13 protein-coding genes are annotated in these 21,973 nt (G+C 33.7%); 3 read left to right on the top strand and 10 right to left on the bottom strand.

What is annotated here, in order from left to right; genetic code table 11:
- Positions 1-5: 5 nt before the first annotated feature.
- The 5 genes from K5X82_01405 to K5X82_01385 all read right to left on the bottom strand — a co-directional run bounded on the left by K5X82_01405 (position 6) and on the right by K5X82_01385 (position 12,215).
- Positions 6-2,084 (bottom strand): alpha-L-fucosidase, encoded by a 2,079-nt coding sequence (locus K5X82_01405; GenBank protein ID QZT37560.1) that lies wholly within the window; start codon positions 2,082-2,084, stop codon positions 6-8.
- Positions 2,085-2,168: 84 nt separating this feature from the next.
- Entirely contained in the window at positions 2,169-3,797 is a 1,629-nt protein-coding gene (locus K5X82_01400) for a sulfatase (protein QZT37559.1), read from the bottom strand.
- A 741-nt stretch (positions 3,798-4,538) separates the two neighbouring features.
- On the bottom strand, positions 4,539-8,441 hold the full coding sequence (locus tag K5X82_01395) for a helix-turn-helix domain-containing protein (protein ID QZT37558.1): 3,903 nt from the start codon (positions 8,439-8,441) through the stop codon (positions 4,539-4,541).
- Between the two features lie 117 nt (positions 8,442-8,558).
- Positions 8,559-10,079 carry an alpha-L-fucosidase gene (locus tag K5X82_01390; GenBank protein ID QZT37557.1) on the bottom strand — a complete coding sequence of 507 codons (1,521 nt, stop codon included), beginning with the start codon at positions 10,077-10,079 and terminating at the stop codon, positions 8,559-8,561.
- Between the two features lie 123 nt (positions 10,080-10,202).
- Entirely contained in the window at positions 10,203-12,215 is a 2,013-nt protein-coding gene (locus K5X82_01385) for a glycoside hydrolase family 127 protein (GenBank protein QZT37556.1), read from the bottom strand.
- A 181-nt stretch (positions 12,216-12,396) separates the two neighbouring features.
- On the opposite strand from K5X82_01385, the gene K5X82_01380 reads away from it, so the two are divergent.
- Both K5X82_01380 and K5X82_01375 read left to right on the top strand, forming a co-directional pair.
- Positions 12,397-13,602 (top strand): hypothetical protein, encoded by a 1,206-nt coding sequence (locus K5X82_01380; GenBank protein ID QZT37555.1) that lies wholly within the window; start codon positions 12,397-12,399, stop codon positions 13,600-13,602.
- A 62-nt stretch (positions 13,603-13,664) separates the two neighbouring features.
- Positions 13,665-14,882, top strand: a complete 1,218-nt coding sequence (locus K5X82_01375) for a hypothetical protein (GenBank protein QZT37554.1) — start codon at positions 13,665-13,667, stop codon at positions 14,880-14,882.
- A gap of 82 nt (positions 14,883-14,964) precedes the next feature.
- Here the strand turns inward: K5X82_01375 and K5X82_01370 are convergent, their stop codons facing one another.
- Positions 14,965-15,606 (bottom strand): class I SAM-dependent methyltransferase, encoded by a 642-nt coding sequence (locus K5X82_01370; protein QZT37553.1) that lies wholly within the window; start codon positions 15,604-15,606, stop codon positions 14,965-14,967.
- A 187-nt stretch (positions 15,607-15,793) separates the two neighbouring features.
- Between K5X82_01370 and K5X82_01365 the strand changes: the two genes are divergently transcribed.
- Complete coding sequence (locus K5X82_01365; GenBank protein ID QZT37552.1) at positions 15,794-18,919, top strand: DUF4981 domain-containing protein; 3,126 nt, start codon at positions 15,794-15,796, stop codon at positions 18,917-18,919.
- 621 nt (positions 18,920-19,540) lie between these two features.
- Here K5X82_01365 and K5X82_01360 read toward each other — a convergent pair.
- From K5X82_01360 to K5X82_01345, 4 genes are all read right to left on the bottom strand, one after another.
- The gene (locus tag K5X82_01360) at positions 19,541-20,368 is read right to left on the bottom strand and encodes a nitroreductase family protein (protein ID QZT37551.1); all 828 of its coding nucleotides are present in this window, start codon (positions 20,366-20,368) and stop codon (positions 19,541-19,543) included.
- A 71-nt stretch (positions 20,369-20,439) separates the two neighbouring features.
- Positions 20,440-20,721 carry a cysteine-rich small domain-containing protein gene (locus K5X82_01355; protein QZT37550.1) on the bottom strand — a complete coding sequence of 94 codons (282 nt, stop codon included), beginning with the start codon at positions 20,719-20,721 and terminating at the stop codon, positions 20,440-20,442.
- Positions 20,722-20,802: 81 nt separating this feature from the next.
- Entirely contained in the window at positions 20,803-21,249 is a 447-nt protein-coding gene (locus K5X82_01350; protein ID QZT37549.1) for a hypothetical protein, read from the bottom strand.
- A 29-nt stretch (positions 21,250-21,278) separates the two neighbouring features.
- The gene (locus K5X82_01345) at positions 21,279-21,914 is read right to left on the bottom strand and encodes an NAD(P)H-binding protein (protein QZT37548.1); all 636 of its coding nucleotides are present in this window, start codon (positions 21,912-21,914) and stop codon (positions 21,279-21,281) included.
- Between the last annotated feature and the right edge of the window lie 59 nt (positions 21,915-21,973).

Here is a 21,973-nt window from a genome sequence, read left to right as displayed (position 1 = left end):
TGTGTTTATTTAGTTATAATATCAAATTCAGAAACTCCAACAAAAGTATCTTCAGCCACATTGCTTTCTGCTACAAGCCGAACATACCTAGCAGTTTGTTCTTTAAATATTTTAGTTTGCCAAATGGGGCTATTTTTTATATTTGAAAACTCTCCATGCAAAACTCTCTTCCATGACTCTCCATCTTTAGATATATCAAATGAATAATCAAAAATGATTCCCTTAGCTCTTCTAGACTGATCTGGCAAATATCGGAAACCTTTAATTGCACATTGCTCACCTAAATCGAAGGTCATTTTATATGGGAATTTATTCACCTTACGAATAAATCTAGTTTGTTGATTTCCATCGAACATTAAATTAGATTTAGCTGATTGAATTGGTTCCAACATTTTCCATTTCGTCTTACATATATCAAAATAGATAGAAGAGGTGTCACTTTTTTTTCCACTATCACGATCAAATACATAAGCTTCTACACATCCTTTTTGATCGAATAAAAAAGGGTTGGTGTATTTCTTGAACGTTGAGCCATCTATTGAATACAAAACATCTATTTCTAGATCAAAAGCTTCGACCTTAACTTCACCTAATTTATTACGTGAAATCATTGGTTCAACAAGTATTTTAGGAGCCTTATATAATGCAATGTTACTTATCGTAGGACACGCACGACTATCTGTAATTGAGAAACGAACCTTCGTAGCGCGAACCGTTTTAAACCGAAGAATTCTTTTGTACCCAATCGTCGTTTCATTTGCTATTGGAATCCATTTCCCATTTTTCTCATATTCTAACTTAAAAGATTTAACTCGTTGCCCTAAGGCGATATATTCTTGAACTAGAAATCGATTAAACGATATTTCTTCTCTGAAACAAATCTCAATATGAGATTTAATCACGCTATCATCTGTAGCCCAATAACTATCTTTATTATCATCAATAACATGAGTAACATCGTACCTAGAGGCCCCTCCTCTAATATTAGAGCTAGTCACCTTCGCATCTTTTATTAAATTATTTGCAAAATCCTGATCTAAATGCTGTTGCCACTTTACTACATTTATTGAATCTATAGGATCTATTAGTCCATTCCTATTGACTGGAAAGTTTAAAAGTCCTGTCCCATTCCTTCCAACAGATTCATAATAGTAATCGATAAGTTGAGTTAATCCTTTCACTTTATGGTCTTCTGATTTATGATAAAACCATCCTGGACGCACAGAGGTATTTATTTCAGCAGGAACCCAATCAGATCCATCTTCTTCACCACGATTAAGGTCCTTTTGCTTAGCACACCCTGGATAATAATCTTTCGCAGTTATCATTGACCAATTTGTTGTTCCAGCTATTCCTTTTTCATTACCACACCAACGAATATCTGGACCAGCATCACTGAATACTAAAGCGTGTGGCTGATTTTTTCTTATTACATCACGAATTGTCGTAGGCCAATCATAATACGTTCTTCTATCTACCGATCTTTTTTCGTTGGCACCACCATACCAACCTGTCCCACCATTTGCACCATCAAACCAAACTTCTGATATCTCGCCATAGTTAGTAAGCAATTCTGTTAACTGACGTCTAAAATATTCTATATATTCAGGAGTTCCATATTCTGAACTATTTCTATCCCATGGAGATAAATAAACACCAAAAGTTAACCCATACTTCTTACATGCATCTGAAACTTCTTTTACTAAATCACCGTTTCCATTCCTCCATGGAGAATTCTTTACAGAATATTCCGTATATCTTGATGGCCATAAACAGAACCCATCATGATGTTTACAGGTCAATACAACTCCTTTTAATCCAGCTGCCTTTATTGTTTTAGCCCATTGCTCTGCATCTAATTTTATGGGATTAAATGTTGTACTTGGTGTATCACCATAACCCCACTCCATATCATTAAATGTATTCAAACCAAAATGAATGAAAGCATTTCTTTCTGATTCGTGCCATTTTAACTGCTCATCTGTCGGGATTGGCATTAATGGCCTAGGAGGTGAAACAGATTTGCAACTGATTGCAAATAATAAAACAATATAAATAGACAGTACAGTAATAATCTTTTGCATAATCATCATCTTTCAATTAGTGAGAACTCATTCAACTATGAAACCGAACTTTTTTAAACTTTATACTGCAAATATCTTCAACTATTAATTCCAGTTATTCTCAATTATCCTTTCTAATTCTGGATACTTTGCATCTTCTTCATTTAGCTCTTTACGCTTATTCCTCAAACGATCTTTCAGTTGTACAACTACCTCTTGGTATTTCGGATCATCATAACAGTTATTCATCTCCATTGGGTCTTCTTGTAAATCATAGAGTTCCCAAGCAACAGGAGTTTGAAGTCTTGTCATCAATTGATATTTATTAGGATTCATACCTCCCCTTACAGTATAGTCTTTTCCATAAAACAAGATTAACTTATAACGCTTGGTTCGGATACCCAAATGGGCTGGATTTCCATGATTATGTGCCATATGCATCCAATAACGATAATATGTTTCTTGCTGCCAATTCTGAGGTTCCTTTCCCGATTCTAAGATCTCTTTAAAACTATGGCCTTGCATCTCTTCAGGGATCTCTCCTCCAGCAATATCAATAATAGTCGGAGCAAAATCGGTGTTATTAATTATCGCATCAGTTCTAGTGTTTGGAGTAATTATTTTAGGATATCTGACTAAGAATGGCATACGCATAGATTCTTCATACATCCACCTCTTATCGATATAATCATGTTCCCCTAAATTAAATCCCTGATCTCCTGTATATATTATTATTGTATTATCCAATAAATCATTCACCTCTAAGTAATCTAAAAGACGTTTTACATTGTCGTCTACTCCTTTTACACATCTTAAATACCTCTTTAAGTATTCTTGATATGCTTGATGCTTATACTCTTGATCTGATAAAGTAGAATCAATTTCCATATGCATCCCCATATTTCTGATTATATTCCGTTTGCCAACACTTGAACCAATTGTATCTAAAAGCTTTCCTACTTCACCTTTGGTTGCAATTGACCCATGATTACTATCGTAATACATACTTGCAGGTTCTGGAATAAATTTTTCCGCTAGATAATCTTTGTACTTTGGATTAAACTCAAACAGATCATGAGGTGCTTTAAAATGATGCATTAGAATAAAAGGCCTACTCTTATCTCTTTTATTCTCCAACCAATCCAAAGACAGGTCTGTAACGATATCCGAAGAGTGTCCATAATATTTGTGCCCAGGTAAAGAATCTACTCTCATCCATATTAGACCACAATCCCTCTTTGACACTTTCTCATCACTGCCTTTCTCATAAAGTACAGGGTCGAAATAACGACCTTGACCATGAAACACATTATAGTAGTCAAAAGCTTCTGGTTTATCTCTTAAATGCCATTTACCTACAATTGCCGTTTGATAACCATTACGTTTCATCTCCTGAGGCAAATATTGATTTTCGGGACTCAAACGTCCAACTAAATCTAACACTCCATTTGTTTGACTATACTGCCCCGTCATTATAGAAGCTCTTGAAGGTGAGCAAATAGAATTAGTACAAAAAGCATTTTCAAAAACAATCCCTTCCTCTCCAATCCGATCAATATTTGGCGTTGGGTTTAACGAAGCAAGTCTACCTCCATAAATACCGATCGCTTGACTGGTATGGTCATCTGACATGATAAAAAGAATATTCGGTTTTCGCTCTTTCTTCTTTGCATTAACTGTAAAAAAGCTTCCTAACAATACTGACGAAATAAACAGTAAACTTTTCTTGTCCATAGTTAGTTGTTTTAGTTTTTCATATTCTTGAAAATAGACGATAACCCTAAGGTAACACAGAGTCTAACACCTTAATAACATTAATAACGATATAATTAACACTAATAAGAATTAGGACATTTCTTTGTACTGAATCGTAGAAAGTTTAAATCCATCTAATTATAACACATTAATTTCAACGACCTGAGACAATTTGAACTCCAAGATCTGATCATTATTAGTTTATATTTCCAATGGATCAAACTCGACTTATCTTCTATCAATTTCAATCATCATAAAACTACAAGGATCGGAATAGCTTTCTGTTATTAGTAATTCTGCAATTGTTCTATAATGTCCAATTTTACCAGATATGTATAATTTAGTCTCAATGTCAATAATCATCCAAAACACTACTAACTAGCATTATACTAGCAGAAGTACGTTATTTGGTCTCAAATACATCTATTGTATGATATATTGACTTCAAATTCAATGATGTAATTATCATCTATATAATATGCATATAAACATATTCGGTCATGACTCGAATTGTATTATAAACAATCAATAAGTTGTAACAAATACTTGTTGTTGTAAAAAAGCTATGAAGGGAAGAGTATACTTTTATCATGATCATTAATCATGCTATAAAATGACATAGGGATATCAAGATCTAATTTTCGTTACTAAAACAGGTAAATTCTCAGAATATGAAAACATTATAGGTAATACAGACGATACGAATCTTTAAAGGTAATTTTAGGATTTTAGTAATCTATATTTACTCGGAGTACATCCTACTTGCTCTTTAAAAACGGTACTAAAATATCTTTGGTTTTCAAACCCTACTTTCGATGATATTTCCCTAACAGTTTGATCTGTATACCTTAAGAGAGATGATGCTTGTGTAATTCTTTGATTACGAATAAACTCACTCACCCCTTTACCTGTAACAGACTTAAACTTAACGTAAAGAGAGGATCGACTCATTTTAAGTTCTGACTGAATAAAAGATGCATCTAAATATGGGTTGTGTAAATTGTTTTGAATGATCATTGTAATCTTTTCTTGAAATTCAACATCATTCGATTTATTATAATCTAAACTTTCACTTGTTTCATTTACTATACCTAAATCCTTTTTCATATAATTACGATTTCTCAACAACGACTGAACCATTGCTTTGATTTCTCTACCATCAAATGGTTTTGAAAGATATAAATCTGCACCATTTTCGAACCCTAGGACCTTACTCTGATAATCTACCTTTGCGGATAAGATTAAAACAGGGATATGGCTATATCTAGAATTTGATTTTATTTTAAGACATAAATCTGAATCATTCATCAATGACATTTCAATATCTGTAATCACTAAATCGACATAATTATTTACGATATGATGCCATCCTTCATTTCCATTTGATACTATAATTAACTTGTAAGTATTCCCAAGAATATTCTGAATATATTCAATCATATTACGGTCCTCCTCAACCAATAAGATTATAGATGATCCGAGAACATCTTCAGCATCTTGGTTCTTACTCACAACAACACAATCTTTTTCCTCTTCGACCTCAACGTAAGGGACAGCTACTTCAAATTTTGCACCAATTGGACTCGTATTCAGAACACTTATCGTTCCATTCATCAATCCAATTAATCGTTTTGCATACGAAAGACCTACACCATAACCAGATTGTGAATTCTCACCTTGATAGAAAGGTTTAAAAATATGCACAAGATGATTTGGATCTATTCCAGGACCATTATCTTTCACATAAAAATATATTTTTTGATCTTTAAATAAAACAGCAAGATCAATAGTATCTCTCTCTGGCGAATACTTTATTGCATTAACAATCAGATTACTTATAACGACCTCTAGCTTATCAAAATCTAGTTCAATTTTTTTATTTTCAGGAAAATCAACATGAAAAGACAAATTCTTTGTTTTTATAAGATCCTCGAATTGATCTAGTAAACACTCTAACCAAAAATGAATATGAAGCGTAGAGAATGATAAAACTTCTCCTTTCGAATCTAGCCGTTGAAATTCAATCACATTGTCTACCATATTCTTCATTTTTGTAGCCTGATAATCCATTTTTTTTAAATGTTCAACAAAATTCACAGGTGTGACCTCTACTTCTCTCAACATTCTTCTTATAGGTCCATAAATTAATGTCAACGGGGTTCTTAATTCATGAGAAACATTGGTTAAAAAAGCATCCTTCTGCTTAATCATTTTTGTTACATCTTCTTTTCTCTTTTTCTCAAGATCTAGCTCCATCAAGAGTCTATTCTTCTCTTTATTACGACGAATAATTATAGTCACAACGAAACAGACACTACAGCCGAGTATCAAAATAAAAAGCCAATGATTCCACCAAGGTTTATTCACATTTAATTTTATCTTGAGAGCAGATTCCCGCCAGCTTCCATCAGGCAAATCACACCATATTGACAATATATACTTTCCTGGAGGTAAATGACCAAGCATTAAGTTTGTTTGATCAAATGGGATTTTATCATCGGTATAACCATCAATCGAATACATAAATCTACGCCGTCTAAAGAAACTTCTTTCATTAACGGAAAAACTTAACTTCACACTTTTATTATCCCATGGTAGTTCAACGAGATTACTATCAAAGGATTTAAACTTCACACCATCGACAACTATACGATTTACGAAAGGTGTTGCATTTGCTCTTTCTTTACACCAAGAATGGTCTTGCTTTTTAATTATAACTAGCCCATTACCTGCCCCCATATAAATATTTCCATCTCTACTGCAACATGTACCTCTAAGGGAGTAACTATAACAAGAAGCTCCTTCTGATGCTCCACAATAACGAACATTTTTTGTTTTCAAATCGACGTGATATAAAACAGTTGAAGTTCCAACCCATAATGTATTATTATCACCTTTTTCAACTGATCGAATAGACTCCCAATCAACACCATTTATATCAAAACGGCTTAAGGTATTGTTTTCATAAAATAATAATCCATAATTTGATGACATCCAAAATCTTTCCCCTTGCTTTATCACACGACTAATGTTTATACTCTTGCCTTTATACAAAGCAATATTTTTAAGTACAGGTGAAATTCGCTTATTCTTGAAATTTATATGGTAAGCCCCTCCGAAACCAACACCAAGGTATAGATAATCATTGACTCTCATTACGTTGTATAATCTCACATCAACTCGACCTTTCCATCCATTAGCTCGAGATAAAGATGAAACATGACCATTTTTATCTAAGACATCGACACCTCTACCTAACTTCCAGACACGTTGCTTGTTGTCTCTAATATAAACAATCGTTGATGTAGGATTACCTCTCATCTTCCTCAACCAAGGGTAGAGATTATTATTATCGAATTTCATTTCCTTAATATCAAACACCCTTGAACTTTTTCGATACATTCGAACGAGTAACTTCCCTGGCTTTAACTCACAAATCGAACCAATCTTTTCATCTTTGAGTTCTGGAACATGAATAAACTTATTTTCGGTAGGATTGAAGACATTCAAGCCTCCACCATCCGTACCGATCCAAATATTACGATAACGACTATCTTCAATAACCGCAAGGATTGCACTATTAGATAGTCCAGCATTATCACCATTCACAACCTCTTTATAACTAACTAAATTACTTTTATTTACAACAGAAATCCCTGACTTAACACTCCCCACAAATAGATTATCATATCGATCTACAAAAAGATCTTGTATTGAGTTTGAAACCAAACTTTGGCTATTTCCAGGGGTATGCTTTAGAGATGATAGTTTTTTACTATATAGATCATAGACTAAAATTCCATCACCATCAGTAGCAATCCAAACCTTTTTTTTACTTCTTGTCATATCCAATACTAATGGGTAATGTGAAGTTGTAAAACTAGAACACTCGATAGGTAACAAGCGTCCATCATTATGAAGTTGAAACAACCCTTTAGATCTTGTAGAAATTAGATACTCGTTGTTAGGCAAAGATACTATTCGATTTGGCACATACCTTTTAAACTTTTTCTGACCTATTAGAGATCGAATACTTTTTCTTTTAAAATCTAACTGTTGAACTCCTTTTCTTGAAGCAATTACAATATTCGAACTCTGAGTAAAGCTCATACCATACATAGAGTGTAATACTTGCTTATTTGGAAAAGGAACAAATCGAGGTTTTCGATTAACACTTTTATTATATACAAAAACCCCATTAGTACACCCGAAGCAAATAAGGCTATCATTCACACAAAATGATTTCAACACCCCATGTTGATTCGTTAGAGATATCACTTTAAATGAGTTATCTCCTTTATTTAAAAATAATAAATGTTTCTTTAAACCGACCCACAAAGTACTATCTCTCGATTCTGAGACAAACTTAACAGATGATAATTTTGGGAAAATATCATCCAACTCTTTCAAACGGACATAGTTAATTTGATCTCCATTATAGCAACATAAACCATTATCCGTACCTATCCATAAAAGTCCTTTATAATCTCTTAAGAGGGAAGTTACCTTATTACTTGGCAATCCATCTTTGACTGTTATTGGCACATAATTATAGGTGGAATTAGCAACACAATTAAGTACAAAAAATAAATTTATTATTAAAAAAGAGAATGTTATTTTCATAGAAAGATTAGGTGCAAATTTAAAGCAATCGAATTAGAATATAAAAACCAAGAACAGAAACATCTCAGTACATTAAACCTCTACTTATCATATACTGAGATTAATCACACTACATCACTACTCTTGTATATTTTCAATCTTTATAACGTAAGCATATTCAACTAAATTCCCATTAGGATTATATGGAGGTAAAGAAACAATGACTCCTCCATTAGATTCTTTAAAAGCTAAAGGCCCTTCATGTCCTAACAAAGTAATGATAGAATTATTTGAAACCTTAACATTACGAACAATCAACTTATCTCCAGGCCATATAGGAGAAATTGCATATAAATCATCTCCTTTTTTTGTAAAAAACAACTCTTTGACGGCCTTTCCTTTTGAAGACCGAACTGTTTGTTTTAATATATAATCACCTCCAACATAAGAGACTTTCTTCTTAGATGTATAATCTCGATCACCTTCTGACCATTGGAAAGAACGATGCCATTTTCTCGTTCCATAAATAGCTTCACCATTTACATCCAACCACTTACCTATTTGCAATAGTCGTTCTTGCATAATAACAGGAATAGTTCCATCTGCTCTAGGTCCAACATTTAACAAAAGATTTCCTCCCATACTAACTAGGTCACATAGCATTAGCACTAGAGCCTTCGCTGAAGTATAATTCTCTATATTTTCTGCCCTATTATATCCAAACGAAAAACCCATACCACGATTTTCTTCCCATGGTTTGTCTCCTTCCATTCCCTTCACCTCATACTCCGTTGTTCTGTATCCTCCGTGTTTATGCCTACAACCCTTGAACCAGCGATCATTTATCACCACATACTCCTTACAAGGAGACTCTTCATATAACCAAGTTAATAATTCACCACTACGCCAATAACGATCATCATGATCCCATGCCCCATCTGCAAAAATCAAATCTGGTACATATCGATTCACTAAATCTTTAAATTGAGGATGATAATGTTTGGTAACAAAACGTGGATCAGAATCAACATACCAAGGGTGATACCATTCATATAAACTATAATAAAGGCCAGCTTTTAATCCTTCTTCTCTCATCGCAGACATATATGGAGCAATAAGATCCTTTTTTGCTCCGACTTCGCCTGAATTCCATTTAAACTGCCTCATATCCTGAGCCTCTCGGTTCGGCCATAATGTAAACCCATCATGATGCTTAGATGTTAAAACAACATACTTAGCCCCCGAACGTCGAAAGAGTTTTGCCCACAAGTTAGGATTATACAATTCTGCTTTGAACATCTTACCAAAGTCATAATATGATGAGGACTCTCCGTATACACGATCTTGAAAATTAGGAATCGCTTTAGGGTCTGGATTATTATTACCAAAAATATTTCGACTCACAAGCCATTTCTGATACCATTCGGTATAAGTCCCTACAGGCGACCACGAAGGTACGGAATAAGGTCCCCAATGGATGAAAATTCCGAATTTTGCATCTTGATACCAAGATGGTATCATTCTTTGATCAATCTTTTTCCACAATTGCGCTGAGATTTTCTTCGAATATGGAGGTAGATTAGCATTACCTTCCTGTGCTATAGCAATAGTGTTTCTAAGAAAAAACACTATCAATATTATGGATATAGTTAGTTTCATAATAGTGTGGGGTTATTCTAGTTAGCTCCACTAATTTACATCTTTTTAAAATATAATCCAATCATTTACTACCTGTTTTAAAATCAAAGTCAGAAGCTATTAAAACAACCTTATTTATGGGAATCAGTTCTTTTTATTCACATAAGGAATCATAGATATCCGAAAAGTAGCTGAACCATATGGTATAAGTTCATATTCAAAAACACGACTCTTATCATAATCAATCGGCATCGCAGGTAATTTAGGATGAAATTCATCTAAATTCCAATCACTTATTTGGAAAAGAGCCTTAATTGAAACCATTGGTTTGTCCCAAGATACTCCACAACAATTTTCATTAACAATTGCACTCAACTTATTAGGAACCACCAAAGACATATTATAGTTCGTAGAATCTTTTAAAGGAAGCGCAAATAACAGTGGACCTCTAGTAACAGTTGCATAAGATGCTCCATGATCAAAAGATGACAACTTCTTATTACTACCAATTGATTTGGGGGCAATATAAAGTTCTTTTCCATCAATATTCATAATCTTCTCCTCGGAACGATTAACAACCACATCCATCGGCAAATGAAGATCAACATCATCACCTTTCATCCAATTTCTTTTGATAGAGATATAACCAGAAACTTTTTGCACAACCTTTACTTGCCTACCATTAACCTCAATATTAGGCGATTTACACCAAGACGGGATTCTAAAATAAATCGTCTGAGACCTTTTTGCCACTTCATTTATATGTATATTAATGTTTTCAGTCATTGGATAATTTGATTTAATATCCATAGAAATATTTGGACTATTGATCTTACAAGGACCATAAAGAAGTAGTGCTAAAGAACCACTTTTAGTTCTCATAGCCATATGCATAATATAATTTGGTAAAATACGGCACAAATTAGCAGTACAACAGACAGGTTTATGAAATGCTTTAAATTCAGTTCCTTTATCTCGATGTTCGATATGTACTCCTTTTATTCTGTTGGGAGTTTGAACATATACATGTTTGGAATAATCGTGTGAGATCGCCTGATGTCCAGCATTGAAAAAAACCTTCTCTATTCGATCTGCATACTTCACATCCCCGGTCAATTTCAACAGCCATAGATTGGACCACATATAGTCAGACACATTACATGTTTCAGATGCTTCAAATCCACCTATTCCTCGCAAATATTCATTTGAACTATTTACCCCATTAGGTAAAACGTGATATTTCTCAAGGTGTTCAAAGGCATTTACGGAAGCTCTTAGATACTGTTTATTACCACTCACTGCATAGCCAACACCATAGAGTTTTGCCATCTCATTGTATGTAACTCCATGACATAAATCAGTGTAACTCCAGTGCTGGAAATCATCAATAGATGTATTACGGCTCCCCCATGATTTTAACATCCCAGATTCATTTGCTTTTAAAATCGAAATAATCTTTTGTTTTAATGACTTCTCTTTCGTAATTAGGTACAGTGAGATCATCACTTCTAAATTTACAAGCCTTCGATTCCAGTGCATTTCCATTCCGCTCATAGGCATATGATTATCATCTCGCTTCCAAATCTGAAAAGATTTATAATTTTCTTGGAGCATATCAAGTATTCGATCGTCTTTTGTTCCATCATAATATGCTAATGCACCTCTTGAAAATGCAGCCATTCCCCATAAAAATGCATCAATCTTCTTATTCCATAAAACTTCATCTTTTGTACCATTCTCAACAGTAGCCCAAGAATTCTTATCCGACTTCATCCCTGAAATAAAAAAGCCATCGTTATCTTGTCTCTTCAAACATGCATTGTAGTAACGAGATACTTTCTTTTTTAATTTCTGGTTATTCGTAATATAAGCAAGTCGTGTTACACCATCCAAGTAATACCCCATTTGTTCATACCCAAAAGCACCACTTTTATGATTCTCCATTAGAAATGGGTGTAATGAAAAAGGTTTGATTGTTGACAAGTCTAAATTCCCAGGAATTCCAGTTATTGCAAATTCAGCTTCTTTATTTAGCCAGCTTCTTGGAGTTATTGTGCCAATAGTCAATGGGGACAATTCTAAATAATTCTTCTTTTTTGACCACCCATACAAAACAGTAAATTGAAATAATAAAAACAATATAAATATCCGCATCATATCTTTTTTGTGTTCAATTTACAACACAACGGGATAATACCATGACACATAATTCACATTTACTAACAATTATAATGACATAAAGTAATGGGGACATATCTCATAATTTATCCTAAAATAAAAAAAATCGAAAACAAACATAAATAACTAATGTTTCTTCTAACAACGACTCCTTAACAACATGAAAATAAAAATCTACTATATATTATTTTTTGTATTCACTTTAGGGTGTACCACAAGTTCTGAGCACACCTCTATAAGAGAAGAAGTTTCTGTTGTCATGAATTTCAGACCCAACAATTCATTATCCTTAGTATTAAAATCAAATAATACGATTCAATACGATTATGAATACACCGGATATACAATTAGGGTATATGGTGATTTAATTGAAAATGACATCATTTATGAAGATGTAGATCTACTCACAGATGAAATTCAGATTGATGTTATTCAAAACAGTACACAGACTTTCTATATTGACGTTTACAATCCCAAGGTAGCATTTAATCCTACTGACGCAACCTTAAAGGCCCATTATGGATTAACAGGATATCGGTGCTTATACGGAGACAAAAAAAACTCAATCACGATACCTCTAGAACTTATCCAAGGAGCATTTACAGTAACCGATCAAGGAGAGGCCAATAAATTGACTCAAAAGATTTTTCTTTACAATCAAGAAATAGAATATAATCAAACTCTTTACATTAAAGAATCAATATATAATGAATATAATATTGTCCCTGCTGTTGTACAATCGATTCATGGAAATAATATCGCAATGGTAGCAGAAGTAATTGCTGGCAAAAGCATTTTATATATAGTTCAATCCTATGACACCAAAATTCAATTTAACTTACCGTCATATAATCAAGAACAACCGGGATATCCTATTCCTCCGGCAACATCATCTATAATTGGGAAAGGCACATATAACGTGAATATAATAGATATCATTGGGGGTAGTGCTATTTTAACTAAACATTCAACCAATAATGAATCAAATGTTTTTGTTTTAAAAGAAGATATCCCTAAAAATAAAAAATTGAGAGATTTTGAAATTGACATTCTAGCAGAATCATTACAAGGGGATAAGATCATTTACGTAAAAATTTATCTTCAACATAAAGGTCATATAAATAATTCAAATGATCTTCTATTATATTACATTATGGGACCGAATGCAGGAAAATATGCAATTGAATCGAGCCCATTAAGTTTCTACAACTTTAATGATTTACCGAAGCATATTAAAGATGCGAAAGTTGAATACTATAAGCAAGATATTAAAACAGGTAATTTCTTCTTGACTTTTGCAAGTGATGAAACCGACCCCCAAACCATAGTTGCGATAAAAAAATTCTCAATCTCAACGAACAAATAATACTCCAAAACATTTATGTACCGAAGCATGTTTTATATTAATATTAACAAAAATAAAATACCATGAAAAAAATACTAGTCATCTATCTAACTATTTTTGCCATGATCTCTTGTAATGATGATGATAATGGCGAAAATGAAATTGGCACACCTGTCAATGTTAATCTTAGTTTTAGAACAGATCAATCTTTAGGATTGAGTCTTAAATCAACTAAAGCCACAGAAAGTGAGTCCACTATAACTTACGAATATGAAACCTCTGGATATACGTTAAGAGTGTATGGTGATATGATCGCTGAAGATATTTTTATCGAAGATATAGATCTTACTGAAGAGGAAATTACATTCCAAGTCATCCAAAATAGCACCTTGACATTTTATGTTGACATCTATCATCCTGACGTTAATACAACACCAACAGAAGCAACAGATAAAGCACATTATGGTCTTACTAGTTACAGATGTGATTATACGCTGCAAAATCCTTCTATCTTAATTCCAATGGAGTTGATTCAAGGTGCCAACACAGTAACTCATCAAGGTGATGTTTCAAACTTGACTGATAAAGTTTATCTCTATGATCAAGAAGTAGAGTACAATCAAACTTTGTATATTAAAGATACAAAATATCAAAACTATGACGTTATTGCAGCTGCCATCACCACGACATATGGTGAAACAGTAGCAATGGCCTCAGATGTATTACCTGGGCAAAGCGTTGTGTTTATCGTTAGAACCTCAGATGGAAAACTTCAGTTCCAACTACCTGAATATGGAGAGACAATTGAAGGATCACCAATACCTCCAGGCTCTTCAACAATTACAGGAAAAGGAACATTTAACTTACAAATATTAGATATTGTAGCAGGAAACTCTGTCGTATCAAACCATAATGAAAATGGTTATTTTTCTGTATTTGTAAAAGAAGAGGATATCCCAGAAAGCAAGAGTATTAGCCAAATAGACATGGATATTAATGCTGAAACGCTATATGGACAAGATGAATTATATGTGGAAATATATCTAAAAAATGAAGGTGGGATTAACTCCTTAAATGATCAACTTACATACTATATCTCGGGAGCGAATGCGGGAAAATATGAGAGCGAAGCTTACCCCAAAACATATTACACGATGTCAACCCTTCCTGTTACATTCAAGAATGCAAAACCTACTGTTTTTGAAAAAGATGGTTTCAATGGAAACTTCTTTATGATTTCAGGAAACAGCAACTCTAATGATAAACGTGTAGTTGCCATTCAAACATTCAATATTGAATAAATATAAAATGGAATGAAACTCATTGATTAAGACAATCATTCCAGATTAGACAACTCAACTATGGCGAATGAGGATTTATACCTTATTCGCTTTTTCGTGCCACCATTCGAAGAACTTTTGCAATCCCTTGATGAAACGTTCCTTCCTCTAAAACAATCTCCTTTTCTTTCAGCTCTAGAATATCTAACTCATTAAATTCACCTCTCAGAAAACCTTCACTATACAATAATTCTATATTATTGGGGCCACCTACTGATGGATTCTTATCTCGATATGAAAGATGTTCTTCACTAAAACATTCAAATATAACATATCCATTATTCTTTAAAAGGGAAATCATCTTTTGGAAATATGAAGTTCTTATTTCAGGTGGAAAGTGTGAATAAATCAAAACAATCGCATCAAAACCATCATGATTCCACTCTAGTTCCCTAAAATCGCCTACTTTATAATCAATAGTAACATCCATCTTCTCTGTTAATCTTAAAGCCTTAACTTTTGCCTGTGCACTAATATCAAATGCATAAACATTAAGACCCTTTTTTGCAACATAGACACCATTCCGCCCCTCACCTTCAGCAACCATCAGTATGTTTCCCTTAACACTATAGCGTTCTAAAGAATCTTTTAAAAAATTATTGGGAGATATCCCATAAATATATTCATCTTCAGAATAACGTTTATCCCACTCATTAACGGCTCGACTCATATTATTTAATTTCATAATTTAACTACTAAAAATAATATAATTATATCAATAAAGTAACTCTTTTAATGTATCAACATATCTAATTCCGAATAAATTAACTATTTTCACAAGATCTGTAACTAATAACATGCACAGACTGTTGCATCCATCCTAACATTAGAATCAGACACCTTGATTAACTAACATAATTAAACTGACTTTCATGAAACCACAACTATGGTCTGTTTTAGTCTTACTTACATTCATATGTAATATCACTATCGCACAAAACTATTGGGAAGACCCATCTTTTTTCCAGAAAAACAAAGAGAAGCCACATGCAACATTAAAACATGTCGAAAAGCCAGAAGACCTTTTCAATACTTCATTAAAAGAGCTTAAAAATTACCAATCTCTTAATGGAAAATGGTTCTTTCATCTTGCTAAAAACCCCAAAGATGCCCCCAAAGACTTTCACAAAAATGATTACAATACGGATAAATGGAACAAAATAACCGTACCATCTAATTGGGAACTTGAGGGATATTCTTTTCCTATTTACACCAATATTATCTACCCATTTAAAAAGAATCCTCCTCTTGTACCTCAAGAAAAAAATCCCACAGCATCATATAAAAGATCATTTACAGTCCCTAATTCATGGAGTGGACAGCAGATATATATACATTTTGGAGCTGTAAAATCCAATCTCAAACTTTGGATTAATGGAATGGAAGTTGGCTACAGTCAAGGATCCAAAACTCCAGCAGAATTTGATATAACTTCGTACATTAAAAAAGGCAAGAATACAGTAAGTGCGCGTATTATGAGATGGTGCGATGGGTCATATCTAGAAGATCAAGACTTTTGGAGATTAAGTGGCATTGAAAGAGACATCTATATCTATGCTGTAAACCCAGTTTATATCAGAGATATTTTTGTTACAAGTAATCTCGATAGAAACTACAAAGACGGACTACTTACAATTGAAGCCAACATTTCGGATCATCGACAAACTTATGATACTCCGTTTGAACTTACCATGCAACTTCTAGATTATCAAAACAATATTATTGCTGCAGATAAAACAGAAGTATCTATCTCTTCAAAACAAACCAAGGTCGATTTCTTCAAACGAATCTCCTCTCCTCTTAAATGGACAGCTGAAACACCAAACTTATATAAACTTGTTTTAACTTTAAAGCAAGGAGATAAAATATTAGATATAACAGGAAATAGAGTTGGATTCAGAAAAGTTGAGATAATTGACAAGCAGTTTTGCGTCAATGGAGTTCCTGTTTACATCAAAGGCGTTAATAGACACGAACACGATCAAATAACCGGACACGTTATTTCAGAAGAGCTAATGAGAAAAGACCTAGAGTTAATGAAGCGAAACAACATAAACGCAGTTCGTCTTGCTCATTATCCTAATGATCCTTTATTCTACGACCTTTGTGATGAATATGGTTTTTATGTCTGCGATGAAGCAAATATTGAATCTCACGGAATGGGCTACGGTAAAGAGTCATTAGCTAAAAACCCGCTATGGAAAAAGGCACATATGGATAGAATGGTTCGTATGGTTGAAAGAGACAAAAACCACCCTTCGATTGTATTTTGGTCCTTGGGTAACGAAGCTGGCGATGGTAAAACATTCGAAGCGATGTCAAGATGGTTACATCGTAGAGATCCATCTAGAGTTGTACAGTACGAACGTATTGAATTTAGACCTCATACAGATATTATATGTCCACAATACCCGTCTATCGAACGAATGAAGAAATATGCCGATGATCCTGCATCTTATCGACCATATATCATGTCAGAATATGCTCATGCTATGGGTAATTCAGTAGGAAACTTTGAAGATTATTGGGACCTAATCTATAGTAAAAAACTTTTACAAGGAGGTTTTATATGGGATTGGGTTGATCAAGGACTACTTGAGCATACAAAGGATGGTAGTCCTTATTGGACATACGGTGGAGACTATGAACCCAAGGGAATACATACTGATGGCAATTTCTGTATCAATGGTATTATTCAACCTGACAGAACCCCAAATCCATCACTTTATGAGGTAAAGAAAGTCCACCAATTTATTCGTTTTATTGCAGAAGATTTAAAGCAAGGTAAAGTTCAAATTATAAACCAATATGATTTTATTGATTTGACAAATATTAGGATACAGTGGGAACTTCTTGCAAATAATCAGGTCATCGATAAAGGAACACTTCATAACTTTAACCTTAACGCTCGAAAATCAAAAGTTGTAACTATCCCAACATCAGAAATCACAGATAAAAAGGGGGTAGAATACTTTCTGAACTTCAAAGCTTATTCCATCTCAGAAACACCACTTGTTCCTAAAGATTGGTTAATGGCTTACGAACAATTCCAACTAACATCAAATAAAAGAAACAAGACATACATAACGACCTCTCCAAAGCTAAAAGTAACGAAGTCGAAGAGTGGAATTAAGATATCAAATAAACAAATTACCATTAGCTTTAACCATTCTGAGGGAAGAATTGATTCATATAAAGTAAATGGCAAGAAAATTTTCAATCAAGGACCGACACCTGATTTCTGGAGAGCACCTAATGATAATGATTATGGAGCAAAACTTCATAAAAAACTAAAAGCATGGAAATTAGACACTGAAAACAACTCAATTGATCGTTATGAAGTAGAGGTAAAAGAGTCAGAAATATCTGTAACCTATCACTACAAACTCTCAAAGACAAAAAGTGATTTAATAATTGCATATCATGTCTATAATGATGGTGTCATTAAGGTAGATGAAAAAATAAATATTGGTGATAAAGCGCCAATGATGTTGCCAAGGTTTGGAATGAACCTACTACTTTCTGATAAATATTCAAACTTCACCTATTTTGGACGCGGCCCTTACGAGAATTATTGGGACAGACACGCTGCTTCAATTGTTGGAGAATATAGTAGTAAAGTAATAGAGCAATATCATGATTATGTAAGACCTCAAGAGAACGGTTATAAAACAGACATACGCTGGGCCACACTAACAGATCGAAATGGTAACGGTATCATATTTATTGCAGACAGTCTTATTTCGATGAGCACACTTCCATTCTTAAAAAGTGATTTCGATTCAGGAGAGAGAAGGACTGGACACTTATATGATCTACCAAAGCGTAAGACTATAAGTGTAAATATTGACTATAAACAGACTGGAGTTGGAGGATATGATAGCTGGTGGGCTCTACCTAGAAAAAGGTATCGCTTAAACAAAAAATCATATCACTACAGCTACTATATATGCCCATTCAATAAGAATGAAAACCCTTTTCAAAAAGCGTCCTTCTAACACTATTAGTTCATATAAGCGAGCAGTCGAACTTAATGTAAGGCATCAACTCTTTTGAACCGAAGAAGGAATTAAATATTGAGGTCACTGAAGAGGTGATTTAATTCAAAGCAGTAAACTGACAAATTATCATTCGTCAGTTTACTGCTTTTTCTCTTCACAATGATATAAAAAATCGGAACTCTTTTTAAGAGTGGAATCGTTCCATAAGTATCTTATCGAAGTGATAACAAAATAGACGTCCTCAATATAGATTCCATGAATATTGAAATGGTACATGTTCCAAATGGACATCTTTTTTAAAGAGCTGCGAAATCAATGTTATCAAGAGGGGAAAATAGAACTCAATCATAAATAAAGACGACTATTACTGAGTAGTACCACAGTATAATCAACACAAAAAGATCGAATAGTAGTAATAATTAGTATCGACCAACGAAACAACCATACAATATGCCATTCTCCCTAGAATAAAATATAATTTTCTGAAAACAAGAAAGGTTGTAGTTCAAACATCTCATTGAACTACAACCTCATATATTGTTTCTTCTACTTTAGATTACTCTAATTTCATCAGTAAACTCAAATGACTCGCATCATCATTGTTAACACCAAAAATTGTTATAGTGATAAAGTATTTATATTCTCGCCTTCATGCTGAATGGATCTCGCATATTTTCTCGCAGAATGACCAAAAATCATAACCATTCCAACCTTATTACCAGCAGGCACCCCAACTTTTTCTTTCAACTCTGGTGCTACATCTTCTAAGACATTTGCTGCGAATCCATCCCATAGAGTAGCGACGTTATTAGAATTTGCCAACAACTCAAAATAACTAAGTGCAATAGTACAATCCAAATCAGGAGAAGTACCATCTTCTGGTGCAGATGCAATTACAACATGAGGTGCATCTCTAAAAATCACATCAATACCTTTGGCAAACCACACTTTAGAAAAATTTGATAAATACTGAAATCTCGAAGAAATTTCTCCCGCTTCAAACTTATCTTGGATCGTTTGATAGATCAACTCTTTAAGTGGTTGCATCCCTGTTTTCTTATCAACAACACTCAAATGAACTGAATTTTCATTTTTTGCAGTAGGTGCATAAGAAGCAGAAGCAAGTAAACTATGAATTAATGATTTATCAATTTCATCCTGCTTGAATTTTCTTACAGAACGACGATTCTTCATTAAATTCTCTAATGCCTCAGAATTTGGTAAATCAACAGAAGTTGGAATACTATTCTTAGGATCCTTACCAAAAATTGATATTGCACCTTGTGAACAAATAGCCAAACAGTGTTGACATTTTAAACAATTCTTCTCTTTCCCCTCTTTTATGGTTGGAAATCCTGATTTACAATCAATAATAAGAACCGGGCAATCTTTACCACACATCCCACATTGATTACATTTTTCCTGATTAACAGTAAAGTTCATCATCTATGTTACCTCTTTTATTTTTCTCACACCCAGCCTACCTCTGATTAGACTTCAGTTGTAATGTTTATAATCTACTCTTCACTCTTTTCACTTCCGATTCGAATCACATCGCCCATCTTACTCATTACATGCTCATAGGCCTTAGTTGAATGTGGAATCAAACAATCACTACAGTCTTTCACTCCATTGGTATATTTGAAGTTACCACCGCACTTATCCTTCAACATATAGAGTGGACAATAACAAAATAGACAATTAAAATCAGCCTCATCTTTTACTTTATGGCATGGAAAGAATTCACATTGCCTATGTTGCGAGAATTTATAATTCTCTGTTTCATGTTTTGTTCTCATCAATCAACATTATTTATTTCTAAAAATAAAACACAAAACTACTGCATGGTCATTCACCAAACAAAAAAGAGCCCCTTATATTCATTTTAGATTAGCAATTAAAACCACATCATCTACGAAGAAAGATGATCCATAATAACATAAAATACCCCACAAAAATGAGATAAAAATCATACTGATAGTGATTCTCTTTATCGAAATCTTTGCTTCCAATGCTATAATCACATAGGTTGGAATACCGATAAGAATAGGGGATAATATTAGCGTTAACATGGCACCATTTCGACGCCAAAACTCTATTGCTTTCTGATAACTACGATGCGTACGAAAACGATTAAAAAAGGGCCATTTATCACCTTGCTTCCATAGTAGATATGTAAAAAAGACTGATACAGCCACAGCACTTAAATTCAACAAACATGCATAAATGAGAGAATACCCCTGTATTGCGAGATATGCAAATCCGAGATAGATCTTCCATAAGCTTAATACAAAAACAGCTAAGCTCTCCAATGCTAATACAGCCATAATCCACAAAATATTGTTATTCAAACAACCTATTGCATTTGGTCGCTTTCGTATATATATATTGAGTCCTTGCCCTTTAATAATCTTGAAACCATAAAAGAGGCCACTCTTTCCACAGTGATTGGTTGATATTTTTTCATTTTCCCTCCCATGTGTGAAAGTAGTTTCATAAAAGGAACTGACAGTTTCTCTGCAAAACGGGAATCACCCTCACGTTCTGCAACAAGTACCGAAGGGCGGTAAATATGAACCTCATCAAAACCGATTCTACTTATTTGCTCTTCCATCTCCGATTTGGTCTTTAAATATACTCCTTTGGCATTTTTATCGGCACCAATTGAACTGATCACGTGTACAGACTTAATCCCTTGAGAAAATCCCCATTTCGCAATTCGAATTACCAAATCACGATCAACTGCAACAAATGCCTCTCTTGAACCCGCTTTTTTCATTGTAGTACCGATGGCTATATATAAAGAATCCGCTTCTATTCTCAAAGATTCAATATTATTATAATCAACCACGACCTCCTCTGTATCTACACCTGTGTTAGTATCTTTTGACGGTTTCCGAATAATATTTACTAGAGATATATCTTGTGACTCGAAATCTCTTTTCAAGTGCTGCCCTACTGCACCTGTAGAACCAAATAAAACAACTTTCATATTATTAATATTAAAGTACAAAACTACCAGTGAATGAATATTCACTTACTACAAGTATA

The sequence above is a fragment of the Prolixibacteraceae bacterium genome, from assembly GCA_019856515.1.
GTDB classification, from domain to species: Bacteria; Bacteroidota; Bacteroidia; order Bacteroidales; family Prolixibacteraceae; genus Halosquirtibacter; species Halosquirtibacter xylanolyticus.
This window is presented reverse-complemented; position numbering and strand designations above follow the sequence as displayed.

Coding starts and splice junctions, on each gene's coding strand:
- K5X82_01345 (QZT37548.1), bottom strand. CDS start 21,914: ATGAAAGTTGTTTTATTTGGTTCTACAGGTGCAGTAGGGCAGCACTTG.
- K5X82_01400 (QZT37559.1), bottom strand. CDS start 3,797: ATGGACAAGAAAAGTTTACTGTTTATTTCGTCAGTATTGTTAGGAAGC.
- K5X82_01360 (QZT37551.1), bottom strand. CDS start 20,368: ATGATGAACTTTACTGTTAATCAGGAAAAATGTAATCAATGTGGGATG.
- K5X82_01390 (QZT37557.1), bottom strand. CDS start 10,079: ATGAAACTAACTATATCCATAATATTGATAGTGTTTTTTCTTAGAAAC.
- K5X82_01395 (QZT37558.1), bottom strand. CDS start 8,441: ATGAAAATAACATTCTCTTTTTTAATAATAAATTTATTTTTTGTACTT.
- K5X82_01405 (QZT37560.1), bottom strand. CDS start 2,084: ATGCAAAAGATTATTACTGTACTGTCTATTTATATTGTTTTATTATTT.
- K5X82_01380 (QZT37555.1), top strand. CDS start 12,397: ATGAAAATAAAAATCTACTATATATTATTTTTTGTATTCACTTTAGGG.
- K5X82_01370 (QZT37553.1), bottom strand. CDS start 15,606: ATGAAATTAAATAATATGAGTCGAGCCGTTAATGAGTGGGATAAACGT.
- K5X82_01350 (QZT37549.1), bottom strand. CDS start 21,249: ATGGCTGTATTAGCATTGGAGAGCTTAGCTGTTTTTGTATTAAGCTTA.
- K5X82_01355 (QZT37550.1), bottom strand. CDS start 20,721: ATGAGAACAAAACATGAAACAGAGAATTATAAATTCTCGCAACATAGG.
- K5X82_01375 (QZT37554.1), top strand. CDS start 13,665: ATGAAAAAAATACTAGTCATCTATCTAACTATTTTTGCCATGATCTCT.
- K5X82_01385 (QZT37556.1), bottom strand. CDS start 12,215: ATGATGCGGATATTTATATTGTTTTTATTATTTCAATTTACTGTTTTG.
- K5X82_01365 (QZT37552.1), top strand. CDS start 15,794: ATGAAACCACAACTATGGTCTGTTTTAGTCTTACTTACATTCATATGT.